This is a genomic window from Serratia sp. FDAARGOS_506 (assembly GCF_003812745.1).
Classification (GTDB): Bacteria; Pseudomonadota; Gammaproteobacteria; order Enterobacterales; family Enterobacteriaceae; genus Serratia.
This window is the reverse complement of the sequence record NZ_CP033831.1, coordinates 4152203-4176681: the sequence shown is the minus strand read 5'-3', so window position 1 is coordinate 4176681 and position 24479 is coordinate 4152203. Positions and strand designations below refer to the sequence as shown.

Genomic DNA, 24479 nt, shown 5'->3' with positions numbered 1-24479 from the left:
CCGGCCGCTGTAGCGCAATGTGCAGCCCCTCCGTGGGCTGCGCTGCAACGACCATGACTGTGGACATGGCCCTGATAATGCCGCTTACCTGAGGCGTTATGAGGATTTTCTGACCCGCAGGTACCATTCACACAGCAGGCGTACCTGCTTACGGGTATAGCCTTTCTCCATCATGCGGTCGACGAAGTCGTCGTGTTTTTTCTGCTCGTCCGTCGAGGTTTTGGCATTGAACGAAATCACCGGCAACAGCTCTTCGGTATTGGAGAACATTTTCTTCTCGATCACGGTGCGCAGCTTCTCGTAGCTGGTCCAGTTCGGGTTACGGCCGTTGTTGTTGGCACGGGCGCGCAGTACGAAGTTCACGATTTCGTTGCGGAAATCTTTCGGGTTGCTGATACCGGCCGGTTTTTCAATTTTCTCCAGTTCGGCGTTCAGGGACTCACGGTCGAACAGCTGACCGGTGTCGGGATCGCGATACTCCTGATCCTGGATCCAGAAGTCTGCGTAGGTCACGTAGCGGTCAAAAATGTTCTGCCCGTATTCCGAGTAGGATTCCAGGTAGGCGGTCTGGATCTCTTTGCCGATAAACTCGGCGTATTTCGGGATCAGATAGCCTTTCAGGTGCTCCAGATATTTCTCGGCCAAATCCTGCGGGAACTGTTCGCGTTCGATCTGCTGCTCCAGTACATAGAACAGGTGCACCGGGTTAGCCGCCACCTCGGCGTGATCGAAGTTAAACACCCGAGACAGGATTTTAAAGGCGAAACGGGTAGAGAGACCGTTCATGCCTTCATCAACCCCGGCGTAGTCGCGGTACTCCTGATAGGACTTGGCTTTCGGATCGGTATCCTTGAGGCTTTCGCCGTCATACACGCGCATTTTCGAGTAAATGCTCGAGTTTTCCGGCTCTTTCAGCCGCGACAGCACGCTAAACCGCGCCAGCGTCTCCAGGGTGCCCGGCGCGCAAGGCGCGTGGGTCAACTCGCTGTGATCCAGCAGCTTGTCGTAAATCTTGATTTCTTCCGACACGCGCAGGCAGTAAGGCACCTTGACGATATATACGCGGTCGAGGAACGCTTCATTATTCTTGTTGTTGCGGAAGGTCACCCACTCGGACTCGTTGGAGTGCGCCAGAATAATGCCGTTGAACGGCAGGGCGGAGATGCCTTCGGTGCCGTTGTAGTTGCCTTCCTGGGTCGCCGTCAGCAGCGGATGCAGCACCTTGATCGGCGCTTTGAACATCTCGACAAACTCCATAATCCCTTGGTTGGCGCGGCACAATGCGCCGGAGTAGCCGTAGGCGTCCGGATCGTTCTGCGCGTGGTTCTCCAGTTTACGGATATCCACTTTACCGACCAGCGCCGAGATATCCTGGTTATTCTCATCGCCCGGTTCGGTTTTGGCGATGGCGATCTGTTCCAGAATGGAAGGGCGTACTTTCACGACTTTAAACTTGGTGATGTCGCCGCCGAACTCATGCAGGCGCTTGGCCGCCCACGGCGACATGATGGTGCCGAGATAGCGACTCGGGATGTTGAACTCTTTCTCCAGGATCGAGGCATCTTCCTGCGGATTGAACAGGCACAGCGGATGATCGTTGACCGGGCTGCGTTCGCCGTTGGCGCTGAGGGTGTAGATGGGCACGCGCTGCATCAGCGCCTTCAGGCGCTCCGCCAGCGAGGATTTACCACCACCCACCGGGCCGAGCAGGTACAGGATCTGTTTCTTCTCTTCCAGGCCCTGGGCGGCGTGTTTCAGGTAAGAGACGATCTGCTCGATGGCCTCTTCCATGCCGTAGAATTCTTCGAAGGCCGGATAGCGTGCGATCACGCGGTTGGAGAACAGGCGCGACAGGCGTGATTCTAGCGCAGTGTCGACCATCACAGGTTCACCGATAGCCATCAGCAGACGTTCGGCCGCGTTGGCATAGGCACTGCGATCTTGCCGGCAAATGGTAAGAAATTCCTGCAGTGTGAACTCTTCGTCCTTGGCAGCTTCGTAGCGCTGGCGATAGTGGTCAAATATGTTCATGATGCCCGTCCTTTCGTTATTAGCACAGGTTAAAGAGAGCGTGTGATAGTGTTCTGGCTCCCGAAAGATGAGAATACGCCTGAGTACAGCAACCCGTATGCCAACTTGGTGCGCTTATTATCGCGAGTTGCGCTGTATGCCACTGGGCCCAGGATAAATTCACCTTCTGATTTAAGCTTAGTTTGCTTGCCGGAAAATTTCCTGCCGCAGAAAAAGCTTTTTTTAAGTCATATCAATGACTCAGTTATTACCGTGGGAGCCAAATGCCTTGTCTGGCGCGGCCTGCGGGATGAAACGTCATCGTTCCGCAATGATTAATTCATAATTCCGCTATAAGTTATTCGATCTTGGTCGTTTTCTATTGTAAAGATTAGGCACGTAACTAAATTTTCACATAAACTATTGCGGCTATTAACCCTGTAATTTATGGAAAAAGAACCAGTGAAGATTTCAAAACTTAAAACGCTAGCAATTATCGCTTCCGCAATGGTTTGTGCGCAAAGTGCTCAGGCGGGAACCTGGTCACTCGGCGCTGCCGCGCTGGTTAGCCCGGACGCGTATCGCGGTTATCAGGACCGCGTTTATCCGGTGCCCGTCATCAACTATGAAGGTGACGATTTCTACTTCCGTACTCTGACCGCGGGTTACTACCTGTGGAAAGATCAAGAAAATCAGCTGAGCATCATGGGTTACTACACGCCATGGGGCTACCGTCCTGGCGACAGCGACGACGATCGCATGAAGCGTCTCGACAAACGCCGTGGCACGCTGATGGCCGGCCTGGCCTATTCGCACAACGCAGAGTGGGGCACCCTCCGCACTACCTTCACCGGTGACACGCTGAACAACAGCAATGGTCTGGTGGGCGATGTGGCTTACCTGTACAAGTTTGATCTGGACGCACTGACGCTGGTCCCAGGCGTGGGCGTGATGTGGAACAGCAAAAACCAGAACAAATATTACTATGGCGTCAGCGCCAATGAATCTCGCCGCAGCGGCCTGGACAGCTACACCCCAGGCGATAGCTGGGCGCCGTATCTTGAACTGAGCGCCAATTACCAGATCAACAAAAGCTGGAACGCCTTCTTCGTCGGTCGCTATGTGAAGTTGTCTGATGAAGTGAAAGACAGCCCGATGGTGGATAAATCCTACACCGGTTTGTTGATGACGGGTGTGAGCTACACCTTCTAATCACGCATTGCACGAACATCGTGCATGGTGGGCATCAAAAAGGGGCGCTAGCGCCCCTTTTTGCACATCTGTGGTGCGCTGCCGCGCATGATTTTTCAAGCCTGCTTACGGCTGCGGAAGGTAACACCCAAACGAGCAGGCTGTTCGCCGGCGGCGACCAGCGGTTTGCTGACGCGCCCGGTCTCAACGCAGACCATGGTTTTGTAGCCGTCGTTCGGCATATCCCCCATGCTGCATGAGAGTTCTACACCCGGGTTCCAGGCGATAACGTCACTCATATGATGGTGATGAACCTCGATGGTGCGTGCGAGCGCCGGATCGCGGATCAGGCTGAATGCCTCGGGGCGAGTGTAGACGCGGTCGGTTTGGCCGACGAAGGTCACTTCGCCTGTCTGGCGCGCCTCTGCGCCACCCGCTACCTTGTCGATATAAGGCTCGCCCAGGCCCGCCACGCTAACCCGGTCGATGTCGCCCACCTGGAAGTAGCTGTGCAGCGCTGCTGTGGCTTGATACTCGCCGTGCGATTCCAGTTCGATCTCGCACTCTTCACCCAGCTTGAAACGGGCAATCAATGTGAAGGCGTGCGGCCACAGTTTGCGGGTCTGCTCATTGTCTTTCAGCGTGAAGGTCAGGATGACGCCGTTGTCATCTTCATCGTGCGCTGTCAGGCTCCAGGGCTGGTTGCGGGCAAAACCGTGAGACGGTTGCGCTACCGGGCCGAACCACGGCCAGCAGATCGGCACGCCGCCGCGGATGGCCTTGCCTTTGGCGAATGGGGTGTTATTGCTGAGCCAAATCACCGGCTGCTCACCGCTTGGCTGCCAGGCCAGCAAATGGGCGCCTTGCAGCGCGACGGCCGCACGCACTTTAGGGTGCGAGACCACAACCACGCCCAGCTCATCGAGTTGACGCTGGCTGATGTAAGGCGAAATCTGTTCGGAAACGGGCAGGGTGAAAATTTTCTCGTTCATTTCATGACCTATTGTTTGCCGGAGATACAAATAAAAAAGGGCGACAAAAATGTCGCCCTCATTATCAGCTTAACATCATGCCATTACTTGGAGATGTGAGCGATCAGGTCCAGAACCTTGTTGGAATAACCGGTTTCGTTGTCGTACCAGGAAACCAGTTTCACGAAGTTGTCGTTCAGTGCGATACCGGCTTTGGCATCGAACACGGAAGTCAGCACTTCGCCGTTGAAATCGGTGGAAACCACGTCGTCTTCAACGTAGCCCAGAACGCCTTTCATAGAACCTTCAGCGGCGTCTTTGATGGCTTTCTTGATTTCTTCGTAGGTAGCCGCTTTTTCCAGACGCACGGTCAGGTCAACAACGGATACGTTAGGAGTCGGTACGCGGAACGCCATACCGGTCAGTTTGCCTTTCAGCTCTGGCAGAACCACGCCAACCGCTTTCGCTGCGCCGGTAGAAGAAGGGATGATGTTCTGGGATGCGCCGCGGCCGCCGCGCCAGTCTTTGTGAGACGGGCCATCAACGGTTTTTTGAGTTGCGGTGGTCGCGTGAACGGTGGTCATCAGGCCTTCTACGATACCGAAGTTGTCGTTGATGACTTTAGCCAGTGGTGCCAGGCAGTTGGTGGTGCAAGAGGCGTTGGAAACGATGTCCTGGCCGGCATATTTGTCAAAGTTAGCGCCGCGAACGAACATTGGGGTCGCATCTTTGGATGGGCCAGTCAGAACCACTTTTTTAGCGCCAGCGGTGATGTGTTTACGCGCGGTTTCGTCGGTCAGGAAGATACCGGTCGCTTCAGCAACCACGTCAACACCCACTTCGTTCCACTTCAGGTTAGCCGGGTCTTTCTCTGCGGTAACACGGATGGTTTTGCCGTTAACAACCAGGTGGCCGTCTTTAACTTCTACCGTACCGTTGAAACGGCCGTGAGTAGAGTCATACTTCAGCATGTAGGCCATGTACTCTGCGTCCAACAGGTCGTTGATTGCAACGATCTCGATGTCAGAACGCTCTTGAGCAGCACGGAAAACAATGCGACCGATACGGCCAAAACCGTTGATACCTACTTTGATAGTCATATATTCCACCAGCTATTTGTTAGTGAATAAAAGGTTGGTTGTAAAATTACAAAAACCTTACCCAGCGTCAAGCGGAATCGTGTCAATTCTTGCGGCAAGTCAAACCGGAAGGGTGGTTTTGCACGCTTATTGCACAGTCCATTTGCGCTCGGCCTCATCCGTTATATGGGGACAAGCCGCCAAGTATAAAGTCAGCATACGCAAGATGTGTGATCGCTATCACATATCATCGTGACGTGGCCTTTATGGGCTACAGTTTAGGCCAAAAACCCCTGCAGTGGTGTTAATTTTTTGTTATTATTAATCATTGTTTTCGTTGACATTATCCATATTCAGAGATAAGCACAAATGGCTAAAGAGACAACCCCCGGTCATCCGGTCACGGAACTGAATGAAATCCAACGTTATGTGACACAACAGCGTGGCACCGAAGCGCCGTTCAGCGGCAAATTGCTGCACAACAAGCGCGAGGGCGTGTACCATTGTCTGTGCTGTAACCAGCCGCTGTTCTATTCCGAAACCAAGTATGATTCTGGCTGCGGCTGGCCGAGCTTTTATGAGCCGGTTTCCGCCGATGCAATCCGTTATCTCGATGATAATTCACATAATATGCATCGTGTTGAAATCCGCTGCGGCCACTGTGATGCGCACCTGGGGCACGTTTTCCCCGATGGCCCGCAACCGACCGGCGACCGCTATTGTGTCAACTCCGCCTCACTGAGTTTCACCGATGGCGAAAATGGCGACCAAACGGCCGGTTAAGTGGTAATTTAACCGACAAAATCGATTCAGCTAATTATTCATCCGTAAGCGAGAAGGGCTCTGATGGACGTGAAAGATCTGATTGCGGCGATGACGCCCGAGATATACCAGCGCCTGGTGCAGGCGGTTGAGCTGGGCAAATGGCCGGACGGCGTGGCGCTGACGCCGGAGCAGAAAGAAAACAGCCTGCAGGCAGTGATGCTGTGGCAGTCGATGAACAACGTCGATCCGCAGCATATGAGCATCGGCACCGACGGGCAGATCGTGATGAAGAGCAAGCAAGAGCTGAAGCAGCAGTTCGTCGCCGAGCCGTTGGTGAAACTCAAGCCGCAGTAAGGCTGCCTTAAAGCGGGGCGATATCGCCATCGCCCCCTCGATTTACCGTTTCTCGCCCTTAATCCCTAGCGATTCTGCCAGCTGCTGCGCCAGCCGGTTGTTGTCGTCCGCGCCGTATTCCCAGAACATCGCACCGCCCAATCCCTGGCTTTTGATGTACTCGGCTTTGATGGCCACCGAACGCGGGTTCTCGTAGGAGATGGCGAACAGGGGTTTGCCTTCGGCGGATTGCAGCGTCAGGTAAGGTACCTTGGCGTCGTCATCCCAGTGTTCGTGAAAACGATGCTGCGGATCGTTGAGCAATTTGCTGACGATATCGTGGTATTTGAAGTAGGTGTCTTTGCCGAGATCCAGCCCCAGCGCGTTGAACTGGGCGATTTCGCGCGCACTGAAATAAGGCTGCGTCACCGGATGTTTGGCGGCGTCCGGCTTGTCCCAGTCGATGCCCGCCTCGGTCGCCCGCTTCGGCACCCGACCGTAGAAACCGATGCCCAGATTCATTTGCGCCGGTTTCAGTCCGGCAGCCAGATAATTCTTTACCACGAAATCGGCGCTGTAACGGTCGGCGGCCGCCACGGTTGGCCAACGCTTTGAATCGTACAGGTTGGCATTGAAATACTGCGTGCCGTAAGCCATGTCGTAGGTCATCAGATTGATGTAGTCGAGGTAAGGGGCAATGCTTTTCACATCGACCCATTCCTGCGGGCTTTTGACGTTGGCCCCGACGGCGATAGTTAACAGCTTGCCTTTACCCAGCGCCTGGTGAAGCTCTTTCAGCAGCAGGGTGAAGTTGTCGCGGTCTGCCGGTTGGCTTTCCACCAGCCCCCAGGCGCCGTTCACCGGATATTCCCAGTCCAGATCGATGCCATCCAGTTGATACTGTGCGATCACCTGCAGCGCGGAGCGGATGAATATCGCCCGGTTTTCCGCAGTTGCCGCAGCGGCGGAGAAGCCCTGTGCGCCCCAGCCGCCGACCGACAGAAGCACTTTCAGCTCGGGGTTCTGCTTGCGCAGCGTCGGCAGCCGTTCCAGATCGGCCATTACCTTCGGCGACAGGTAGATCTGGTGGCGGCGAGCGGGGTCTTTCAGCGCCGCATTGATTTCGTCTTTCTCGTCGTTGTAGATCAGGCCAAAAGAATAGTTGAGGTGGGTGATTTGCGTGACGTCCAGCTTGTCGATGTCGCCACCGGGACCGGCGGTGACGTCGCCGCCGCCGTTGAAGTAACCGACGGAGAGATACGCCGCCTGGGCCGTGCTTGCGCCGGCCATAGCCAACTGCACCGCCGCCAGCAAAGGCAGCAGTTTTCGGGTTATTTTCATGTCTGTCTCCTTGGGCCGGCAAGGCCGACCGCACCGCCAGAGGCGGTTACAATAAAGCCGGGCTCAGCGGGCCCCGGATGCGTATAACCGGTTGACGCCAAAAGCGTCGCAGCCATAACAGCAAAAGCGCCTGTCGGTCACAAGCCGTTGGGGAAGAAGAAGGGCGGTATTGTGAGCGGCGTCGATATTTTCGCCGCCGCGCAGAGAGGGCGCCGGTGGCACCCGAGAGGATTTAGTTGGCGAGAAATTGTGACAGGGTAACCAGTTGTGCGCCTGCGCGCGCCATGCCCTGCAGCGCCCGCTCGCTGTCGTCCGGCTGCAGATTAACGCCGCGGCAGCCGTCGACGATCACTTGCGTTGGATAGCCGGCAGCCAGCGCATCCAGCACGCTGAACTTCACGCAGTAGTCGGTCGCCAGGCCCATGATTGCCAGCCGCTGGACGCCTTGTGATTGCAGCCAGTTGTGCAGCTCGGTCTGAGCCCGGTGGCCGTTATCGAAAAACGCGCTGTAGCTGTCGATATCCGTATCCTGGCCTTTGCGAAAGACGGCATTGATGTGTTGCCGTTGCAGCTGAGGGTGAAAATCGGCGCCGTGGCTCTCTTGCACGCAGTGCACCGGCCACCACACCTGCGGTAGACCTTCCAGCTCGCCGAGGGTACCGACCTGCGTATGGGAGTTCACCGCAAAGCTGCGATGATTGGCGGGGTGCCAGTCCTGGCTGGCGACTACCGGCTCGCCCCGCGCCAGACTGGCGGCGATCGCCTGATTGGCGACCGGGATGACGGCGTCGCCTGCCGTGACCGCCAGCGCGCCGCCGGGGCAGAAATCATTTTGCAGATCGATCAACAACAGGGCCGTTTTCATCGCTACTCCAGAGGTCAGTAGGTTAACCGTTGATACTCAGTTCACCGCGCAGGTCCTGCTGCATCAGGGCGCGGATTTGTTCCGGCGTCAGCGGCTGGCTCAACAGATAGTGCAATTTGGTCAGGGCGGCTTCCACCGTCATGTCGAAACCGCTGATCACCCCGGCGTGCGCCAGCGCGTTGCCGGTGGCGTAGCCTTCCATATTGACGCGCCCGGAGATACATTGCGTCAGGTTGACCACCACGATGCCGCGTTCGGAGGCCGCACGCAACTCGTCGATCAACTCGGCCTTTTGCGGTGCGTTGCCGACGCCGTAGGAGCGTAGAATCAGCGCTTTGACCGGCTGCAGCAGGAAATTACGCACTACCGCGCCGGAAATGCCCGGGTAGATGGTGACTACGCCGATCGGCTGTGGCGTGATGTCGTGCACCCGCAGTGCGCCGTTGCAAGCCGGGCTGTCGATGCCGTGCTGGCGACGAATGTGAATACCGGCTTCCAGCAGCGGCGGCAGATTCGGAGAGGCGAAAGCGTCGAAGCCGTCGGCGTGCGCTTTGGTGGTGCGGTTGCCGCGGAACAGCTTGTTGTTGAAGAACAGGCTGACTTCGTTCACCGGATGGTTGGCCGCCAAATACAGCGCGTTGAGCAGGTTAGTCTGGCCATCGGAACGCAGCTCCGCCAGCGGAATTTGCGAGCCGGTGACGATCACCGGTTTAGCCAGGTTTTCCAGCATGAAGGAGAGCGCCGACGCGGTGAACGCCATAGTGTCGGTGCCGTGCAGGATTACGAAGCCGTCGTAGCGATCGTAGTTCTGCTTGATGTCGTCGGCGATGTGCTGCCAGTCTTCCGGCGTCATGTCCGAAGAGTCGATCAGTGGTGCGTATTCATGAATGGTGAAATCGGGCATCTCCGGGCGATGGAATTCAGGCATCAGCGCCAGCTGGCGCTGCAGGTGACCGGAAACCGGGATGTAGCCGTGATCGGAGCGCTGCATGCCGATGGTGCCGCCGGTGTAGGCGACGTAAATGGATTTCTTTTGCATGGTCATGATTTTAACAAAGATAAGATGGGCTGAATTATAGGGGTATGGCGGCAGAAAAAAAGCCCGGCGGAGGCCGGGCTGCAGAATTATTTGTTAGCGGACTTCTCCGCAGGTGAGGCAGATCGCATAACGGTTCTGCGGATCGTTCAGGTTATTGAACAAGCCCGGCTGTTCTTTCACCGCATTGGCGACCGAGACCAGTGGAGCGGGCAACATGGCCTGAATCGCCGCCGGCAGCAGGGCGTGAATGGAAACGCCGAACTGGCTGAGCACCATATCGCTCAGGCTTGGGGTATCGACGAACCAGTCGAGCTGCCACTGCTGCAGCTTGGCCAGCTCGGCGGCTTTCTTCACCGCGTCGTCGAAATCGCCCAACTGATCGACCAGGCCGTTAGCCTTGGCGTCACTGCCGAGCCAGACGTGGCCTTGGGCGATTTGATCGACCTGTTGCGGGGTCATCTTGCGTGATTTGGCGACCAACTCGAGGAAGTTCTTATACCCGTTTTCGATGTTCAACTGCATCATCTGCGAGAACTCCTGCGGCAACGCCTTGGTGACCGCAATGTCGGCCAGCGGTGAGGTCGCCACGCCGTCGGTGTGCACGCCCAGCGTATCCAGGGTTTTCTCATAGGTGTTGATTATGCCGAAAATGCCGATGGAACCGGTCAGGGTGCTCGGGCTGGCGATGATGTAGTCGGCCGGCGTCGAAACCCAGTAGCCGCCTGATGCGGCCATGCCGCCCATCGACACGACCACCGGTTTGCCGGCGGCGCGCACGGCGGCCAGTTCGGAGCGGATCACTTCGGACGCGCTGACGCTGCCGCCCGGGCTGTTGACGCGGAACACCACGGCCTTGATGGCCGGATCCAGACGTGCCTGACGCAGCTCGGCGGCGGTGGTATCGCCACCGACGTTGCCCGGCGTCTGCGGGCCGTCCATGATGGCGCCGTTGGCGAACACCACGGCGATCTTGCCGCCTTGGTTGGCATCGGGCTTCGGTTGGTAGTCGTAGATGCTGGTGGCGTTGAAATCGTTCGCCTGCTTATCCCAGCCGAAGGCCTTGACCAGCTGATTCTCGATCGCGGTGCGCGACGCCAGCTCATCTACCAGCTTATTGTCCAGCGCATAGCGGGCGGTGTCGCCACCGGCCGCCTGCAGGCCGCTCAGCACGCCGGCGGCGCCCGGGAACAGCTGCTGCGGCGTCAGCTGACGGTTGGCCGCCACGGTCTCCAGATAGTTCTGCCACAGACCGCCGATCCAGCGGCTGTCCGCTTCGCGCGCCGCTGGGGACATATCATCGCGGATCAGCGGCTCGACCGCCGATTTATAGGTGCCGACACGGAAGATATTGGTAGTGACCTTAAGCATGTCCAACAACGATTTGTAGTAAAGATTGTTGGTGGCGAAACCGTGCAGATCGACCGCGCCCTGAGGCGACAGGTAGATTTTGTTGGCGTAGCTGGCCAGGAAATATTGCGTCTGATTGTAGCTGTCGCCGATGGCGAAGATTGGCTTGCCGCTGTCGCGGAATTCGCGCAGCGCCTTGCCGATATAACGCAGCGACGGCTGATCGGCACCGGCGAAGTCATTCAGCTGCAACACCATGCCGGTAATGTTTTTGTCGTCTTTGGCTTTGCGGATGCTGTCCACCACGTCGAACAGCGAGTTTTCCTGCAGGCGGCTGCTGGAGGCACCCAACAGCTCGCGGCCCCATTGCCGTACCCGGTTGTTTACCGAAGGCTGATCGACCACCACGCCGCTTAAGTCGACCAGCAGCGCGCCGCGTGCCGGGGCCGTCGAGGTGGAGGAACTTTGGAAGGACAGATAGATGCCGACCCCAACCAGGATCAGCAATACCAGGAACAGGTTAAGGATCAGTTCCCTGATAAAATTCAGCAGACGCCATGTCCACCGGAAAATGCCGGCAATAATTTGCCACAATGTGCGCATGTGCTCTCCAACAAGAGTCGAGAATGTTCCGCTATCCTAATGAGCGGCCGGGTAAATGTCAGCTTTAAATCGTGGCACGCAGACGCTATCGCCGAGGCTGTAACTCGTCGTTTAGCTATGTTAACGTGGCCGGAATGAAAATTGTTATCAGGAGTTTACGATGGATGCTCTGGATCTTTTATTGAATCGCCGCTCGGCTTCGCGCCTGGCGGAACCGGCGCCGGCGGGGGAAGTGCGCCAAAATATCATCAACGCGGGTCTGCGTGCGCCCGATCACGGTGCGCTGCAGCCGTGGCGTTTCGTGATGATCGAAAATCAGGGCCTGGAGCGCTTCAGCCAGCTGCTGCAGGCGGCGGCGAAGCAGGATCAACTGGACGAAGCGGCGATCGAAAAGGCCACCAAGGCACCGTTCCGCGCACCGCTGATCATCACCGTCATCGCCCATTGTACTGAAGAGACCAAGGTGCCGCGCTGGGAGCAGGTGGTTTCCGCCGGTTGCGCGGTGCAGGCGATGCAGATGGCGGCGCTGGCGCAGGGCTTTAACGGCATCTGGCGCACCGGCGCCTGGACCGAACATGCGTTGGTGCGCGAAGCCTTCGGCTGCCGCGAGCAGGACGAGATCGTCGGCTTCCTCTATCTGGGCACGCCGCAGTTGAAGGCCGCCACCAAGGTGACACCGCCGGACAGCACGCCTTTCGTCAGCTATTTCTGAGTTTGCTCCAACGGGGCGCGGCGAAAATGCGCCAAACCCCGCAAAATCGCATGGTTTCTGAGCAGGCCGTTCGCTTATCGGCGGCGCGCTCTTATCAATCCCCTCGGCAAGCGCTACCCTATGTTATCTTGAGTGCCGTTACCGAAGGGAGTGGACTATGACATCGCCAGCGATCCGTTTAACCCAGTACAGCCATGGCGCTGGCTGCGGCTGCAAAATCTCACCGAAAGTTCTCGAAACCATCTTGCACAGCGAGCGGGAAAAGTTCGTCGATCCGCGCCTGCTGGTCGGTAATGAAACCCGTGACGACGCAGCGGTGTACGACATCGGCAACGGCGTCGGCATCATCAGCACCACCGACTTCTTCATGCCGATCGTCGACGATCCGTTCGATTTCGGCCGCATTGCGGCCGCCAACGCCATCAGCGACGTGTACGCCATGGGCGGCAAACCGGTCATGGCGATCGCCATTCTCGGCTGGCCGATCGCCAAACTGCCGCCAGAGGTGGCACAGCAGGTGATCGACGGTGGGCGTTTCGCCTGCCAGCAGGCGGGAATCGCGCTGGCAGGTGGCCATTCCATCGATGCGCCGGAGCCTATTTTCGGCCTGGCGGTCACCGGCATAGTCAATACCGAACGGGTGAAGAAAAACAGTGCCGCACAGGCCGGGGCGAAACTCTATCTGACCAAACCGCTGGGCATCGGTGTGCTGACGACCGCCGAGAAGCAAAGCAAGCTGCGCCCTGAGCATCAGGGCCTGGCGACGGAAGTGATGTGCCGCCTGAACAAGCCGGGCGCCGACTTTGCCGAGGTAGCGGGCGTCACGGCGATGACCGATATCACCGGCTTTGGCCTGCTGGGCCATCTGAGCGAAGTATGCCAGGGCTCAGGTCTGCAGGCGACGGTCTGGTTTGATCGGGTGCCGAAACTGCCGGATGTCGAGGCGTATATTGCCGAAGGCTGCGTGCCAGGCGGCACCGGGCGTAACTTCGACAGCTATGGCCATCTGGTGGGCGAGATGAGCGATTTGCAGCGCCAACTGCTGTGCGATCCGCAAACTTCCGGTGGCTTGCTGTTGGCAGTATTGCCTGAGTCGGAAGCGCAGGTGCTGGCGATTGCCGCGCAGCACGGTATCACGCTTGAGGCCATCGGTGAGCTGCATGTGGCATCAGCCGGTAAGCCGCTAATCGAGGTCGTGTAGTGTCCAGCATGCCAGGAAGACCGGACTGCGCCGATTATCAACGCATTTTTTTGCAGGACGTGCCGCTGATTGACGTGCGCGCGCCGATCGAGTTTCAGCAGGGCGCCTTCGCACAGGCGGTGAATTTGCCGCTGATGGTCGACAGCGAGCGGCAGGCGGTCGGTACCTGCTATAAACAGCATGGTCAACAAGCGGCGATCGCGCTCGGCCATAGTCTGGTGAACGGCAAACTGCGCGAGCAGCGCACCGCCGCCTGGCTGGCAGCCTGCGCAGAGCGGCCCGAAGGCTACATTTATTGCTTCCGCGGCGGGCTGCGCTCGCAGCTGGTGCAGCAATGGCTGCATGAGGCCGGCGTGGATTACCCGCGTATCACTGGCGGTTATAAGGCACTGCGTAATTATCTGCTCGGTGTACTGACGCAAAGCGCAGCATTACCGATGGTCCTGGTGGGCGGCAATACCGGCAGCGGCAAGACGCTGCTGGTCAACGAATTGGCCGACGGCGTCGATCTGGAAGGCGCGGCGCGCCATCGCGGTTCATCTTTTGGCCGAACGCTGGCGGGCCAGAGCTCGCAGATAGATTTTGAGAATCGTCTGGCTGTGTTATTGCTGAAAAAACAGCATGGTGGCAGCCGCCGTTGGGTGCTGGAGGACGAAGGGCGGATCATCGGCAGCAACAATCTGCCGCTGCCGTTGTTCAACGGCATGCAGCAGGCGCCGGTGGCGGTGATCGACGATCCGTTCGACATTCGCCTGGCGCGCCTGCAGGCCGAATACATTGACGGCATGCGCGAACAGTTTGAACAGGCCTATGGCGTGGAAGAAGGCTGGCGGCAGTACGACGACTATTTGCATCACGGTCTGTTCGCCATCCGCCGCCGTTTGGGCCTGGAGCGCTTCCAGCAGCTGACGCAGCGGCTGGAGGCGGCGCTGCGGGTGCAGCACCTCAGCGGCCAGGGCGACGCGCACCGCGAATGGTTGGCGCCCCTGTTGCAGCAGTACTACGATCCGATGTATTGCTATCAGTTGGAAAAGAAAGCCCAGCGGATTGTTTTCCGTGGGAACTATGCAGAAGTAAGAGAATTCTTGATGACGTTCAGCCAGAAAAACGGTGATTAATGCGACTGTTCATAGCCGAGAAACCGAGTTTGGCGCGCGCCATTGCCGACGTCTTGCCCAAGCCGCACCGCCGTGGCGACGGCTATATCGCCTGCGGCAACAACGACGTGGTGACCTGGTGCGTCGGTCACCTGTTGGAACAGGCCCAGCCTGACGCCTATGACAGCCGCTATGCGCGCTGGTCGTTGGCGGATCTGCCGATTATTCCCGAAAAATGGCGCTTGCAGCCGCGGCCTTCGGTCAGCAAACAGCTCAACGCCATTAAAAAGTTGCTGCTCGAAGCCGATGAAGTGGTTCACGCCGGTGACCCGGATCGCGAAGGGCAACTGCTGGTGGATGAGGTGCTGGACTACCTGGATTTGACGGCGGAGAAGCGTCAGAAGGTGCGCCGCTGTTTGATCAACGATCTCAACCCGCAGGCGGTAGAACGTGCGGTCGAACGCCTGCGCGACAACCGTGATTTCATTCCGCTGTGTGTGTCTGCGTTGGCGCGTTCGCGCGCCGACTGGCTGTACGGCATCAATATGACCCGCGCTTATACGCTGCTGGGCCGCAACGCCGGTTACGACGGCGTGCTGTCGGTGGGCAGAGTGCAGACGCCAGTGCTCGGATTGGTGGTGCGCCGCGACGAAGAGATTGAAAACTTCGTGCCAAAAGACTTCTTTGAGGTCAAAGCGCACATCGTCACGCCGAAAGAAGAACGCTTCGTGGCGCTGTGGCAACCCAGCGACTCCTGCGAACCTTATCAGGATGAAGAGGGGCGTTTGCTGCACCGGCCGTTGGCTGAGCACGTGGTCAAGCGCATCGAGGGCCAGCCGGCCCTGGTCACGGCCTATAATGATAAACGGGAATCAGATACCGCACCGTTGCCATTCTCGCTCTCCACGCTGCAAATCGAGGCGGCCCGGCGCTACAACCTCAGCGCGCAACAGGTGCTGGACGTTTGCCAGCGGCTGTACGAAACCCACAAATTGATCACCTATCCGCGTTCCGACTGCCGCTATCTGCCGGAAGAGCATTTTGCCGGCCGCCACGCGGTGCTGAACGCCATCAGCGTGCACCAACCCGAGCTGTATCCGCAGCCGGTGATCGACAGCGATCGCCGCAACCGCTGCTGGGACGATAAAAAGGTCGATGCGCACCATGCCATCATCCCCACCGCCCGTGCCGGCAAGGTGAATCTGACGCAGGATGAACGGAACGTGTATGGGCTGGTGGCGCGCCAGTATCTGATGCAGTTTTGTCCGGATGCGGTGTTCCGCAAATGCGTGATCGAGCTGGATATCGCCGGCGGCAAATTTGTCGCTAAGGCGCGTTTCCTGGCGGAAGCCGGCTGGCGCACGCTGCTGGGCAGCAAGGAGCGCGACGAGGAAAACGAAGGCGCGCCGCTGCCGGTAGTGGCCAAAGATGATGAGCTATTGTGCGAACGCGGTGAAGTGGTGGAGCGCCAGACGCAGCCGCCGCGGCCGTTTACCGATGCCAGTCTGCTGTCGGCTATGACCGGCATCGCGCGATTCGTACAAGATAAAGCGTTAAAGAAAATCCTGCGGGCGACCGATGGTTTAGGAACGGAAGCGACGCGAGCGGGGATCATCGAATTGCTGTTCAAGCGGGCGTTTCTGTACAAGAAGGGACGCTATATTCACTCCAGCGAAACCGGGCGCGCGTTGATTCATTCGCTGCCTGATCTTGCTGCGCGTCCTGATATGACGGCCAACTGGGAAGCCACGCTGACGCAAATCAGCGAGAAATCCTGCCGCTATCAGGACTTTATGCAGCCGTTGGTCGGCACGCTGCAGGAGCTGATTTATCAGGCCAAGCAGAGCCGGGCGAGCATGGCGTTTCGTGGATTGCCGCCGCCGCCCTCCAGCGGAGGCAAAAAACGCAGGAAAAGCGCCGGTAAGGCGCAGGAGAAGAGTGAATGAAGCGTGGATTCAGTGGAGTATTGGCTGCCGCTGCCCTGATGTTTTCCGGCCTGGCCGCCGCCAACCGCGGCGATGTGGACGTGGTGTTACCGGTTTCGCCGGAGATTTGGGGCACGGCCAAAAGCGGCGTCAACCCGCCGCCGGCACAGCCCTGCAACCGCTGTTGCGTCTACCAGAACCAAAACTATTCCGAAGGCGCGGTGCTTAAAGTGGAAGGGGAAGTGCTGCAGTGCGTGCGTGAGCCTAACACTATCGGCACCAACCCCTTGGTTTGGGTGCGCTTGAAGAAGTGACGATGTAACCTATTGCCGTGCTCAGCGTGCATCGCCTTGCGCGGCGATATAGTCTGCCAGCAGTGGAACGTCGGCGGGCGCGAGGGCGTATTTCTGCGCCTGTTGCGGCGTAACCCAGACCAGCGCCGAGTGGCAGCGCTGTTGCAACTCACCGGTGAAATCCGCGACGCGCCAGGCATGCAGCCGAATGATGCGTTCGCCTTGCTGCCACTGATTACTGCTCACATAGTCGTCGATACGGGCGCAAATCCCCAATTCTTCATCCAGTTCGCGCTTCAGCGCCTCTGGTTGGCTCTCGCCGGCTTCAACCTTGCCGCCGGGAAACTCCCACAGACCGGCCTGATCGCTGCCTGCGTCGCGCTGAGCCAGCAAAATGCGGCCGTTCTGTTCCAGAATAGCGGCTACCACGTCGATAATTTTCATTGGCTTCACAGAGTAAAACCCCGGCGAGCGCCGGGGTGATGGGATTACAGCGTAAATTCTGCCCAGACAGGCGCGTGGTCGGAAGGTTTCTCCATACCGCGGGTTTGGTAATCGATGCCGGTGGCGATGCAGCGTGAAGCCAGCGGGGTGCTGGCCAGCAGCAGATCGATACGTAGGCCGCGGTTGTCGTCGAACCCTTTGGAGCGGTAGTCGAACCACGAGAATTCGTCGTTGCGCCCCGGGTTGGTGTGGCGGTAGGTGTCCACCAGGCCCCAGTTCAGCAGGCGGTCCATCCATTCGCGCTCTTCCGGCAAGAAGGAACACTTGCCGGTGCGCAACCAGCGTTTACGGCTGTCTTCGCCGATGCCGATGTCATAATCACTCGGGCTGATGTTCATGTCACCCATGATCAACACCGGGGATTCCGCCGACAGCTGCTGCTCCAGGTAGTTTTGCAGATCCTGATAAAAGCGTGTTTTAGCTGGGAATTTGATCGGGTGGTCGCGGCTTTCACCTTGTGGGAAGTAGCCGTTGATCACCGTCAGCGTGCCCTGTGGCGTTGCCAGATCGGCCATGATGATGCGACGCTGAGCGTCTTCTTCATCGGTCGGGAAGCCGCGGCGCACGGCCAGAGGCTCCGCTTTGGTCAGCAGTGCCACGCCGTAATGGCCTTTTTGCCCGTGATAGAACACGTGATAGCCATGCTGGCTGACTTCTTCCAGCGGGAACATGTCGTCGTGAACTTTGGTTTCCTGCAGACCGATCACGTCGGGCTGGTGCTGTTCGATAATTGCCGCCAGCTGATGCGGACGCGCGCGCAGTCCATTGATATTAAAAGAGACAAACTTCATGAGCGGTGCCGTTTTCACGAGAAAAATGTGTTGTGATAGTAGCAGAGTTCGGCGGGAAATGTAACGCAGACAGCGGCGGGACCGCTGACTGCGCAGCAGGTTTATTTCGCCCAGCGGTCGTAATTTTTGGGTTGATAGTCGTCAAATTGTTGCAGCAGCGTTTGCGATGATTCGCTGATGTGCAGGGTGCCGAGGTAGTCGTGGCGCATAAACCCCTGATCGGCGACGTGTTCGAGGAATTGGCTCAACGGGCGGTAGAACCCGTTAACGTTCAACAGGCCGACCGGCTTGTTATGATAGCCGATTTGCCCCCAGGTCCAGATTTCAAACAGCTCTTCCAGCGTGCCGATGCCACCGGGCAGGGCGATAAAGCTGTCTGCCAGCGCGGCCATACGGGCTTTGCGCGTATGCATATCAGGCACCACTTCCAGTTCGGTCAGGCCGCGATGCGCGGTTTCCGCTTCAACCAGACGCTCGGGGATAATGCCGACAGCTTCACCACCCGAGGCTAACACGGCGTCCGCCACGATCCCCATCAACCCTTTTTTGCCGCCGCCGTAGATCAAACGGCGCCCCTGTGCGGCCAGCAACTGCCCCAGTTGACGAGCATGCTCGGCATAAGCAGGATTGACGCCTTCGCTGGCGCCACAAAAAACGCAAATATTGTTTCGCATCCACCTGTTCCTTACTGCACTAAAGAAGCCAGTGGTATAGCGAATTGTCGGCCGGAGTTCAAGCTACGGCTGGGCGGGTGGAAATAAAACATCAAGGTGAAAGTGGGGAATAAGGGAGATAAATTGAGTTTTATTGATGCGAGAGCATTGGATGTGATGTGCTTTAAGTCGGTTTAGGGAGTTTTTGCAAGAGATGGTGGTGGGGGAAGGATGATTCGTCGCTGCGCGCCTCACCCTGCGGGCCGTGCTGAAGCGCGTTGTCTCACTGCGTGAGACTCGAACCTTGGTCGAAGCTTCTCATCCTTCCCCGGTGCGGAGAATTATGGATGCGATGTGTTTTAAGTTTGTTTGGGATTTTCTATAAAGGGATGGTGGTGGGGGAAGGATGATTCGTCGCTGCGCGCCTCACCCTGCGGGCCGCGCTGAAGCGCGTTGTCTCACTGCGTGAGACTCGAACCTTGGTCGAAGCTTCTCATCCTTCCCCGATGAGGAGCATTATGGATGCGATGTGTTTTAAGTTTGTTTGGGATTTTCTATAGATGGATGGTGGTGGGGGAAGGATTCGAACCTTCGAAGTCTGTGACGGCAGATTTACAGTCTGCTCCCTTTGGCCGCTCGGGAACCCCACCATGGTATTCATGGATTTACTGATTTTTTAAGGAATGGGCTAAATTCCTGTTGTGTGCTTCTAAGGATTACCGCGCTAAAGCGCGTTGTCTCGCTACGCTCGGCTCGAACCTTGTCGAAGCTTCTCATCCTCCCCCTCGGCGTTTAATGAGATTTCAGCTTTCGCTTCAAATTCATCAACAAAGAGAAGATGGTGGTGGGGGAAGGATTCGAACCTTCGAAGTCTGTGACGGCAGATTTACAGTCTGCTCCCTTTGGCCGCTCGGGAACCCCACCATATTACATGGCTATTTAACTGGCCTTGCTTGCGAGAGCGCTGTCTCGGTAAGCGGGGCGCATCATATCAAATGAAGCGGATGTGTAAAGCATTGAAATGCAGAAAATGAATCGTTTGACGTTTTTTTATTCTTGGCGGTGCATCCCTGAACGAAATGCACCGATTTATTGAGCGATTACAGAATAACGGTGCGGTTGCCATAGACGAAGACGCGCTGGGCCAGCACCTGATACAGCGCGCGGCTGAGCACGTTTTTCTCCACGTCGCGGCCGGCGCGCATCATATCCTCGGCGGAATAGGTGTGATCGACATGGATCACGTCCTGCATGATGATTGGGCCTTCGTCGAGGTTATCGTTAACGTAGTGGGCGGTGGCGCCGATGATTTTTACCCCGCGCTCGTAGGCTTGGTGATAAGGGCGCGCGCCGATAAACGCCGGCAGGAACGAATGGTGAATGTTGATCACCTGATTTGGATAGTGCTGCACGAAGGCTGGGGTCAGCACGCGCATATATTTGGCCAGCACTACATAATCCGGCTGATATTGATCGATCTTGGTCGTCATTTCGCGGTCGTGTTGTTCACGCGTCAAGCCTTCGTGACTTACCAGATGGAAAGGAATATCGAAACGCTCCACCAGTGATTGCAGCGTGTCGTGGTTGCCGATCACGGCGGCGATCTCCACGTCGAGGCCGCCATAGGCGCTTTTCATCAACAGATCGCCCAGGCAGTGGGCCTCTTTGGTGACCAGCACCACGATGCGCCGACGCCCGGTACTGTGCAGCTCGCGCAGCGAACCTTCCGGCAGTGCACTGTCAAGATCGGCCAGCAGCGTGTTGTCGTTAAAAATGCCTTCCAGTTCGGTGCGCATGAAGAAACGCCCGGTACGGTGGTCGACGAACTCATTATTCTGGACGATATTGAGTTCGTGCTTGTAACAGATGTTGGTGATCTTGGCGATCAGCCCTTTGGCGTCCGGGCAGATGGTGCGTAACACTTTCCGTTGTACATTTTGGTGTGGCATGGGTTTGAGGATCCTGTCTGATACTGAACGGCCTGTCTGCGCAGGCGTAAACGTGAAGAACCGGCCGGCTAACGCCCGCAGCACTTCTTATATTTTTTCCCTGAGCCACAGGGACAAATTGCATTTCTGCCCGGCTGGGGTTTGGTGCCGTCGATATAATACCAACGTTGATTGCAACGAAGGAAGCGCGAGCGCTCATGCATCGCCTGCGGTTCGCCGCTCTCGCCATCGGTAAAACGGGCGACGAATTCGACGAAGCCTTCGTCCGGCTCATGACCGGCTTTCTCTTCCACGATCGTCAGGCCCAGCCATTCGGTATTTTTAAAGCTGTCGACGATCGCATTGCGCCACGCTTCGGCGCCGCAGTCGGGGTGCCAGGTGGCGATCAGATAGTCGACGTTATGATTAACGTAGGCGGTGAAGCGTGAACGCATCAGCTGACCGGGCGTCGGTGCCGGCTGATTGCCGTTGATAAAAGGGGCGCAGCACGCGTTATACGCCAGTCCGCTGCCGCATGGGCATGATTCGGGCAAAATAACTCCTGAGTAGACGAGGCAGAAAATGAATTTAGCGCATATGTTACCTAACAATATTCGTTAGTGACAATCTACCCTGAAAGCGGAGAACACCTTTCACTGAGAGGATGGTGCGATGCGGCAAATCAAGATCGGACTGGCGCTGGGAGCAGGCTCGGCCAAAGGCTGGGCGCATATCGGCGTGATCAATGCGTTAAAGAAACTGGGAATTGAGGCCGATATCGTTGCCGGCTGTTCTGTCGGTGCGTTGGTGGGTGCGGCGTTCGCCAGCCATCGCCTGCCGGCGATGGAGCAGTGGGTGCGGTCGTTCAGCTATTGGGACGTGATTCGTCTGATGGATTTTTCCTGGCAGCGCGGTGGCTTGTTGCGCGGTGAGCGGGTGTTTAACGCCGTCGGACAGTTGTTGAAGATCAATGACATTGCGGAATGTGCGTTGAAGTTCGGCGCCGTGACGACCAATCTCAGCACCGGGCGCGAACTGTGGCTGACCGAGGGCGATATTCATCAGGCGGTGCGCGCGTCTTGCAGCATGCCCGGCCTTTTGGCACCGGTGTGGGCCGATGGCTATTGGCTGGTGGACGGCGCGGTAGTCAATCCGGTGCCGGTGTCGCTTTGCCGGGCGATGGGGGCCGATATTGTCATCGCAGTCGATTTGCAGCACGACGCCCACCTGATGCAGCAAGATCTGTTCTCGGTACGTGGCGAGGAAGAAAGCCCGGGCGATGCGCCTGCAGACACCTGGCGCGGGCGTCTGAGAGAGCGCGTCGGCAGGATGCGACAGCGTAAACCGACGACGGCGCCGACGGCGATGGAGATTATGGGCACCTCGATTCAAATGCTGGAAAATCGCCTGAAGCGCAACCGAATGGCGAGCGACCCGCCGGACGTGTTGATCCAACCTTTTTGCCCACAAATCTCGACGCTGGATTTCCACCGCGCCGAGGAAGCGATCGAGGCGGGATTACTGGCGGTGGAAAAACAACTGGATCGGTTGTTGCCGTTGATAAAAAATAGATAATTCTCGGTTCTCGGTTGGTAATGCGCGGTCGGTCTGTTTCAGACGAGCATAAGTGACCTTTTTGAGCCACTATTACACTATGGAAAGGGACGAGGCTCGGCTGATGGCATTACCACTCACTCACAAGCGCATCTTGATCGTTGAGGACGAACAGGTTTTTCGTACCGTGCTGGTCGGTTATTTGACCTCGCTGGGCGCTGAAACCAGCGAGGCAACCAACGGTTTACAGGCGCTGAGTGCCGTCGATGACTTCAAACCGGATCTGATTCTATGTGACCTCGCGATGCCGGAAATGGGCGGTATCGAATTCGTTGAACATCTGCGTTTGCAAGGGGTGCAGATCCCGGTGCTGGTGATCTCGGCCACCGACAAGATGGCTGACATCGCCAAGGTGCTGCGGTTGGGCGTGCAGGATGTGCTGCTGAAACCGCTGACCGATCTCAATCGCCTGCGTGAAGCGCTGCTGGCGTGTTTATACCCCAATATGTTCACCTCCCAGGCGATTGAAGAGGTTGAGCTGTTTCAGGATTGGGATGCGCTGAGCAAAAATCCTTCCGAAGCCGTCAAGCTGCTTAAACAATTACAACCGCCGGTACAGCAGACCATTGCGCATTGCCGGATCAACTATCGGCAGTTAACCACCGGCGAAAATCCTGGTCTGGTGCTGGATATCGCCGCCTTGTCAGAAAAAGACTTGGCGTTCTATTGCCTGGACGTCACGCGCGCCGGAGATAATGGCGTATTGGCGGCGTTGCTGTTGCGCGCATTATTTAATGGACTGCTGCAAGACCATCTGGCTAATCAACAACATCGCCTGCCGCAAATGTCGGCATTGTTAAAGCAGGTTAATCAATTATTGCGGCAAGGGAAATTAGACGGCCAATTCCCTCTGTTGTTGGGATATTATCACGCCGAAAATAAAAACCTGATTCTGGTTTCCGCCGGGCTGCATGCCAACGTCAATACCGGTGACAATCAAATTCAGCTGAGCAACGGTGTACCGCTGGGGACGCTGGGGGCCACCTACATGAATCAGATCAGTCAACGTTGCACCGCCTGGCAGTGTCAGGTATGGGGAAGCGGTGGCCGATTGCGACTGATGCTCAGCGCTGAATAACAGGCAACGAGCGGCGAGATCTTAAGCTATTCACTTATCGGCAATTAAACCGTCTATTTATTCTCCCGATTATCAGAACGGGTAATAGTCCTAAATGTTTTCTATTTGTGTTCTGACTAATGCTCGGCGCGCATAAGCTGGTATACTCCGAAGGTTTTTTTATATCGAGCCCAAGCTCATAAAATGAGCGCTTTAGCTTTAAGAGAGGAAATAATGCCTGCTGTAAATCGCAAAGTCAGAAAAGCCGTGATCCCGGTTGCAGGCTTGGGTACGCGGATGTTACCGGCCACCAAAGCCATTCCAAAAGAAATGCTGCCGCTGGTTGATAAACCGCTGATCCAATACGTCGTCAATGAATGCATTGCGGCAGGGATTAACGAGATTGTGCTGGTCACTCACTCCTCCAAAAACTCGATCGAAAACCATTTTGATACCAGTTTCGAACTGGAAGCGATGCTGGAAAAACGCGTCAAGCGCCAATTGCTGGATGAAGTCCAGTCGATCTGCCCGAAAGGCGTCACTGTAATGCAAGTCCGCCAGGGGAATGCCAAAGGCCTGGGGCACGCTATCATGTGCGCCTACCCGATGGTGGGCGATGAGCCGGTTGCGGTGGTGCTTCCGGATGTGATCCTCGACGAATACAGCGCCGATCCGAAAAAAGATAACCTGCGCGAAATGTTGCAGCGCTTCGAAACCACCGGTGTCAGCCAGATTATGGTTGAACCCGTGCCGCATAAAGATGTTGGAAACTACGGCGTAGCCGATTGCCAGGGTGTCGAGCTGCAACCGGGCGAAAGCGCACCGATGGTGAGCGTGGTCGAGAAGCCATCACCGGATAAAGCGCCTTCCAACCTGGCGATTGTCGGTCGTTACGTGCTGTCCGCAGATATTTGGCCGCTGTTGGCGAAGACGCCTCCAGGCGCAGGCGACGAAATTCAGCTGACCGACAGCATCGAAATGTTGATGCAACAGGAAACGGTGGAAGCGTATCACCTGAAAGGCGTAAGCCATGATTGTGGCAACAAACTGGGTTACATGCAGGCATTTGTGGAATACGGCATGCGCCATGCCAGCCTGGGCAAAGAATTTTCTCAGTGGCTGCAACAGGTTGTTGCTGCTGACAAGAAATAATTGAGTGA

The 24479-nt window shown here is 57.1% G+C and carries 23 protein-coding genes, 2 tRNA genes and 2 other RNA genes; 11 read left to right on the top strand and 16 right to left on the bottom strand.

The window, feature by feature from the left end; genetic code table 11:
• Positions 1–96: 96 nt before the first annotated feature.
• Positions 97–2031, bottom strand: a complete 1935-nt coding sequence (gene yeaG, locus EGY12_RS20180) for a protein kinase YeaG (RefSeq protein ID WP_004932230.1) — start codon at positions 2029–2031, stop codon at positions 97–99.
• A 426-nt stretch (positions 2032–2457) separates the two neighbouring features.
• Here yeaG and EGY12_RS20175 point away from each other — a divergent pair, with 426 nt between their 5' ends.
• Positions 2458–3222, top strand: coding sequence for a MipA/OmpV family protein (locus EGY12_RS20175; protein ID WP_049201693.1), 765 nt, complete (start codon positions 2458–2460; stop codon positions 3220–3222).
• A gap of 95 nt (positions 3223–3317) precedes the next feature.
• Here the strand turns inward: EGY12_RS20175 and EGY12_RS20170 are convergent, their stop codons facing one another.
• Positions 3318–4193: a D-hexose-6-phosphate mutarotase gene (locus EGY12_RS20170; protein WP_123895144.1), complete on the bottom strand. Its 876-nt coding sequence runs from the start codon at positions 4191–4193 to the stop codon at positions 3318–3320.
• Between the two features lie 83 nt (positions 4194–4276).
• Positions 4277–5272, bottom strand: a complete 996-nt coding sequence (gapA, locus tag EGY12_RS20165; RefSeq protein ID WP_004932222.1) for a glyceraldehyde-3-phosphate dehydrogenase — start codon at positions 5270–5272, stop codon at positions 4277–4279.
• Positions 5273–5620: 348 nt separating this feature from the next.
• Between gapA and msrB the strand changes: the two genes are divergently transcribed.
• Both msrB and EGY12_RS20155 read left to right on the top strand, forming a co-directional pair.
• A complete protein-coding gene (gene msrB / locus EGY12_RS20160) occupies positions 5621–6034 on the top strand; it encodes a peptide-methionine (R)-S-oxide reductase MsrB (RefSeq protein ID WP_004932219.1) in 414 nt (137 codons plus the stop codon).
• 63 nt (positions 6035–6097) lie between these two features.
• Positions 6098–6370 (top strand): YeaC family protein, encoded by a 273-nt coding sequence (locus EGY12_RS20155; protein WP_004932218.1) that lies wholly within the window; start codon positions 6098–6100, stop codon positions 6368–6370.
• Positions 6371–6412: 42 nt separating this feature from the next.
• Here EGY12_RS20155 and EGY12_RS20150 read toward each other — a convergent pair whose 3' ends face one another.
• From EGY12_RS20150 to sppA, 4 genes are all read right to left on the bottom strand, one after another.
• A complete protein-coding gene (locus tag EGY12_RS20150; protein WP_123895143.1) occupies positions 6413–7690 on the bottom strand; it encodes a glycoside hydrolase family 18 protein in 1278 nt (425 codons plus the stop codon).
• 232 nt (positions 7691–7922) lie between these two features.
• Complete coding sequence (pncA, locus tag EGY12_RS20145; RefSeq protein ID WP_123895142.1) at positions 7923–8555, bottom strand: bifunctional nicotinamidase/pyrazinamidase; 633 nt, start codon at positions 8553–8555, stop codon at positions 7923–7925.
• A 22-nt stretch (positions 8556–8577) separates the two neighbouring features.
• Positions 8578–9594, bottom strand: coding sequence for an asparaginase (gene ansA / locus EGY12_RS20140; RefSeq protein WP_047730911.1), 1017 nt, complete (start codon positions 9592–9594; stop codon positions 8578–8580).
• Between the two features lie 93 nt (positions 9595–9687).
• Positions 9688–11544, bottom strand: coding sequence for a signal peptide peptidase SppA (gene sppA, locus EGY12_RS20135; RefSeq protein WP_123895141.1), 1857 nt, complete (start codon positions 11542–11544; stop codon positions 9688–9690).
• A gap of 160 nt (positions 11545–11704) precedes the next feature.
• Between sppA and EGY12_RS20130 the strand changes: the two genes are divergently transcribed.
• From EGY12_RS20130 to EGY12_RS20110, 5 genes are all read left to right on the top strand, one after another.
• On the top strand, positions 11705–12256 hold the full coding sequence (locus EGY12_RS20130) for an NAD(P)H nitroreductase (RefSeq protein WP_004932204.1): 552 nt from the start codon (positions 11705–11707) through the stop codon (positions 12254–12256).
• Positions 12257–12413: 157 nt separating this feature from the next.
• The gene (gene selD, locus EGY12_RS20125; protein ID WP_123895140.1) at positions 12414–13457 is read left to right on the top strand and encodes a selenide, water dikinase SelD; all 1044 of its coding nucleotides are present in this window, start codon (positions 12414–12416) and stop codon (positions 13455–13457) included.
• Complete coding sequence (gene mnmH, locus EGY12_RS20120) at positions 13457–14575, top strand: tRNA 2-selenouridine(34) synthase MnmH (RefSeq protein WP_371415376.1); 1119 nt, start codon at positions 13457–13459, stop codon at positions 14573–14575. The genes selD and mnmH overlap by 1 nt, the downstream gene beginning before the upstream one ends.
• Complete coding sequence (locus EGY12_RS20115; RefSeq protein WP_123895138.1) at positions 14575–16500, top strand: DNA topoisomerase III; 1926 nt, start codon at positions 14575–14577, stop codon at positions 16498–16500. The genes mnmH and EGY12_RS20115 overlap by 1 nt, the downstream gene beginning before the upstream one ends.
• Positions 16497–16793 (top strand): YnjH family protein, encoded by a 297-nt coding sequence (locus EGY12_RS20110; protein WP_123895137.1) that lies wholly within the window; start codon positions 16497–16499, stop codon positions 16791–16793. The genes EGY12_RS20115 and EGY12_RS20110 overlap by 4 nt, the downstream gene beginning before the upstream one ends.
• A 21-nt stretch (positions 16794–16814) precedes the next feature.
• Here EGY12_RS20110 and EGY12_RS20105 read toward each other — a convergent pair whose 3' ends face one another.
• The 9 genes from EGY12_RS20105 to EGY12_RS20065 all read right to left on the bottom strand — a co-directional run bounded on the left by EGY12_RS20105 (position 16815) and on the right by EGY12_RS20065 (position 21202).
• Positions 16815–17216 carry a pyrimidine (deoxy)nucleoside triphosphate diphosphatase gene (locus tag EGY12_RS20105; RefSeq protein ID WP_123895637.1) on the bottom strand — a complete coding sequence of 134 codons (402 nt, stop codon included), beginning with the start codon at positions 17214–17216 and terminating at the stop codon, positions 16815–16817.
• Positions 17217–17260: 44 nt separating this feature from the next.
• Complete coding sequence (xthA, locus tag EGY12_RS20100; protein ID WP_123895136.1) at positions 17261–18067, bottom strand: exodeoxyribonuclease III; 807 nt, start codon at positions 18065–18067, stop codon at positions 17261–17263.
• 101 nt (positions 18068–18168) lie between these two features.
• Positions 18169–18741, bottom strand: coding sequence for a TIGR00730 family Rossman fold protein (locus EGY12_RS20095; protein ID WP_123895135.1), 573 nt, complete (start codon positions 18739–18741; stop codon positions 18169–18171).
• A 194-nt stretch (positions 18742–18935) separates the two neighbouring features.
• Positions 18936–19063: non-coding RNA, RtT sRNA (locus EGY12_RS20090), on the bottom strand.
• A gap of 47 nt (positions 19064–19110) precedes the next feature.
• Positions 19111–19238: non-coding RNA, RtT sRNA (locus tag EGY12_RS20085), on the bottom strand.
• A gap of 47 nt (positions 19239–19285) precedes the next feature.
• Positions 19286–19370, bottom strand: a tRNA-Tyr gene (locus EGY12_RS20080).
• Between the two features lie 189 nt (positions 19371–19559).
• Positions 19560–19644, bottom strand: a tRNA-Tyr gene (locus EGY12_RS20075).
• Between the two features lie 176 nt (positions 19645–19820).
• On the bottom strand, positions 19821–20669 hold the full coding sequence (gene purU / locus EGY12_RS20070) for a formyltetrahydrofolate deformylase (protein WP_123895134.1): 849 nt from the start codon (positions 20667–20669) through the stop codon (positions 19821–19823).
• A 68-nt stretch (positions 20670–20737) separates the two neighbouring features.
• Positions 20738–21202 carry a YchJ family protein gene (locus tag EGY12_RS20065; protein WP_123895133.1) on the bottom strand — a complete coding sequence of 155 codons (465 nt, stop codon included), beginning with the start codon at positions 21200–21202 and terminating at the stop codon, positions 20738–20740.
• A 118-nt stretch (positions 21203–21320) separates the two neighbouring features.
• Between EGY12_RS20065 and rssA the strand changes: the two genes are divergently transcribed.
• The 3 genes from rssA (at position 21321) to galU (ending at position 24471) form a co-directional block, all read left to right on the top strand.
• Positions 21321–22223 (top strand): patatin-like phospholipase RssA, encoded by a 903-nt coding sequence (gene rssA, locus EGY12_RS20060; RefSeq protein ID WP_123895132.1) that lies wholly within the window; start codon positions 21321–21323, stop codon positions 22221–22223.
• Positions 22224–22326: 103 nt separating this feature from the next.
• Entirely contained in the window at positions 22327–23340 is a 1014-nt protein-coding gene (gene rssB / locus EGY12_RS20055) for a two-component system response regulator RssB (protein WP_123895131.1), read from the top strand.
• A gap of 213 nt (positions 23341–23553) precedes the next feature.
• Positions 23554–24471 (top strand): UTP--glucose-1-phosphate uridylyltransferase GalU, encoded by a 918-nt coding sequence (gene galU / locus EGY12_RS20050; protein WP_049198238.1) that lies wholly within the window; start codon positions 23554–23556, stop codon positions 24469–24471.
• Positions 24472–24479: the final 8 nt, after the last annotated feature.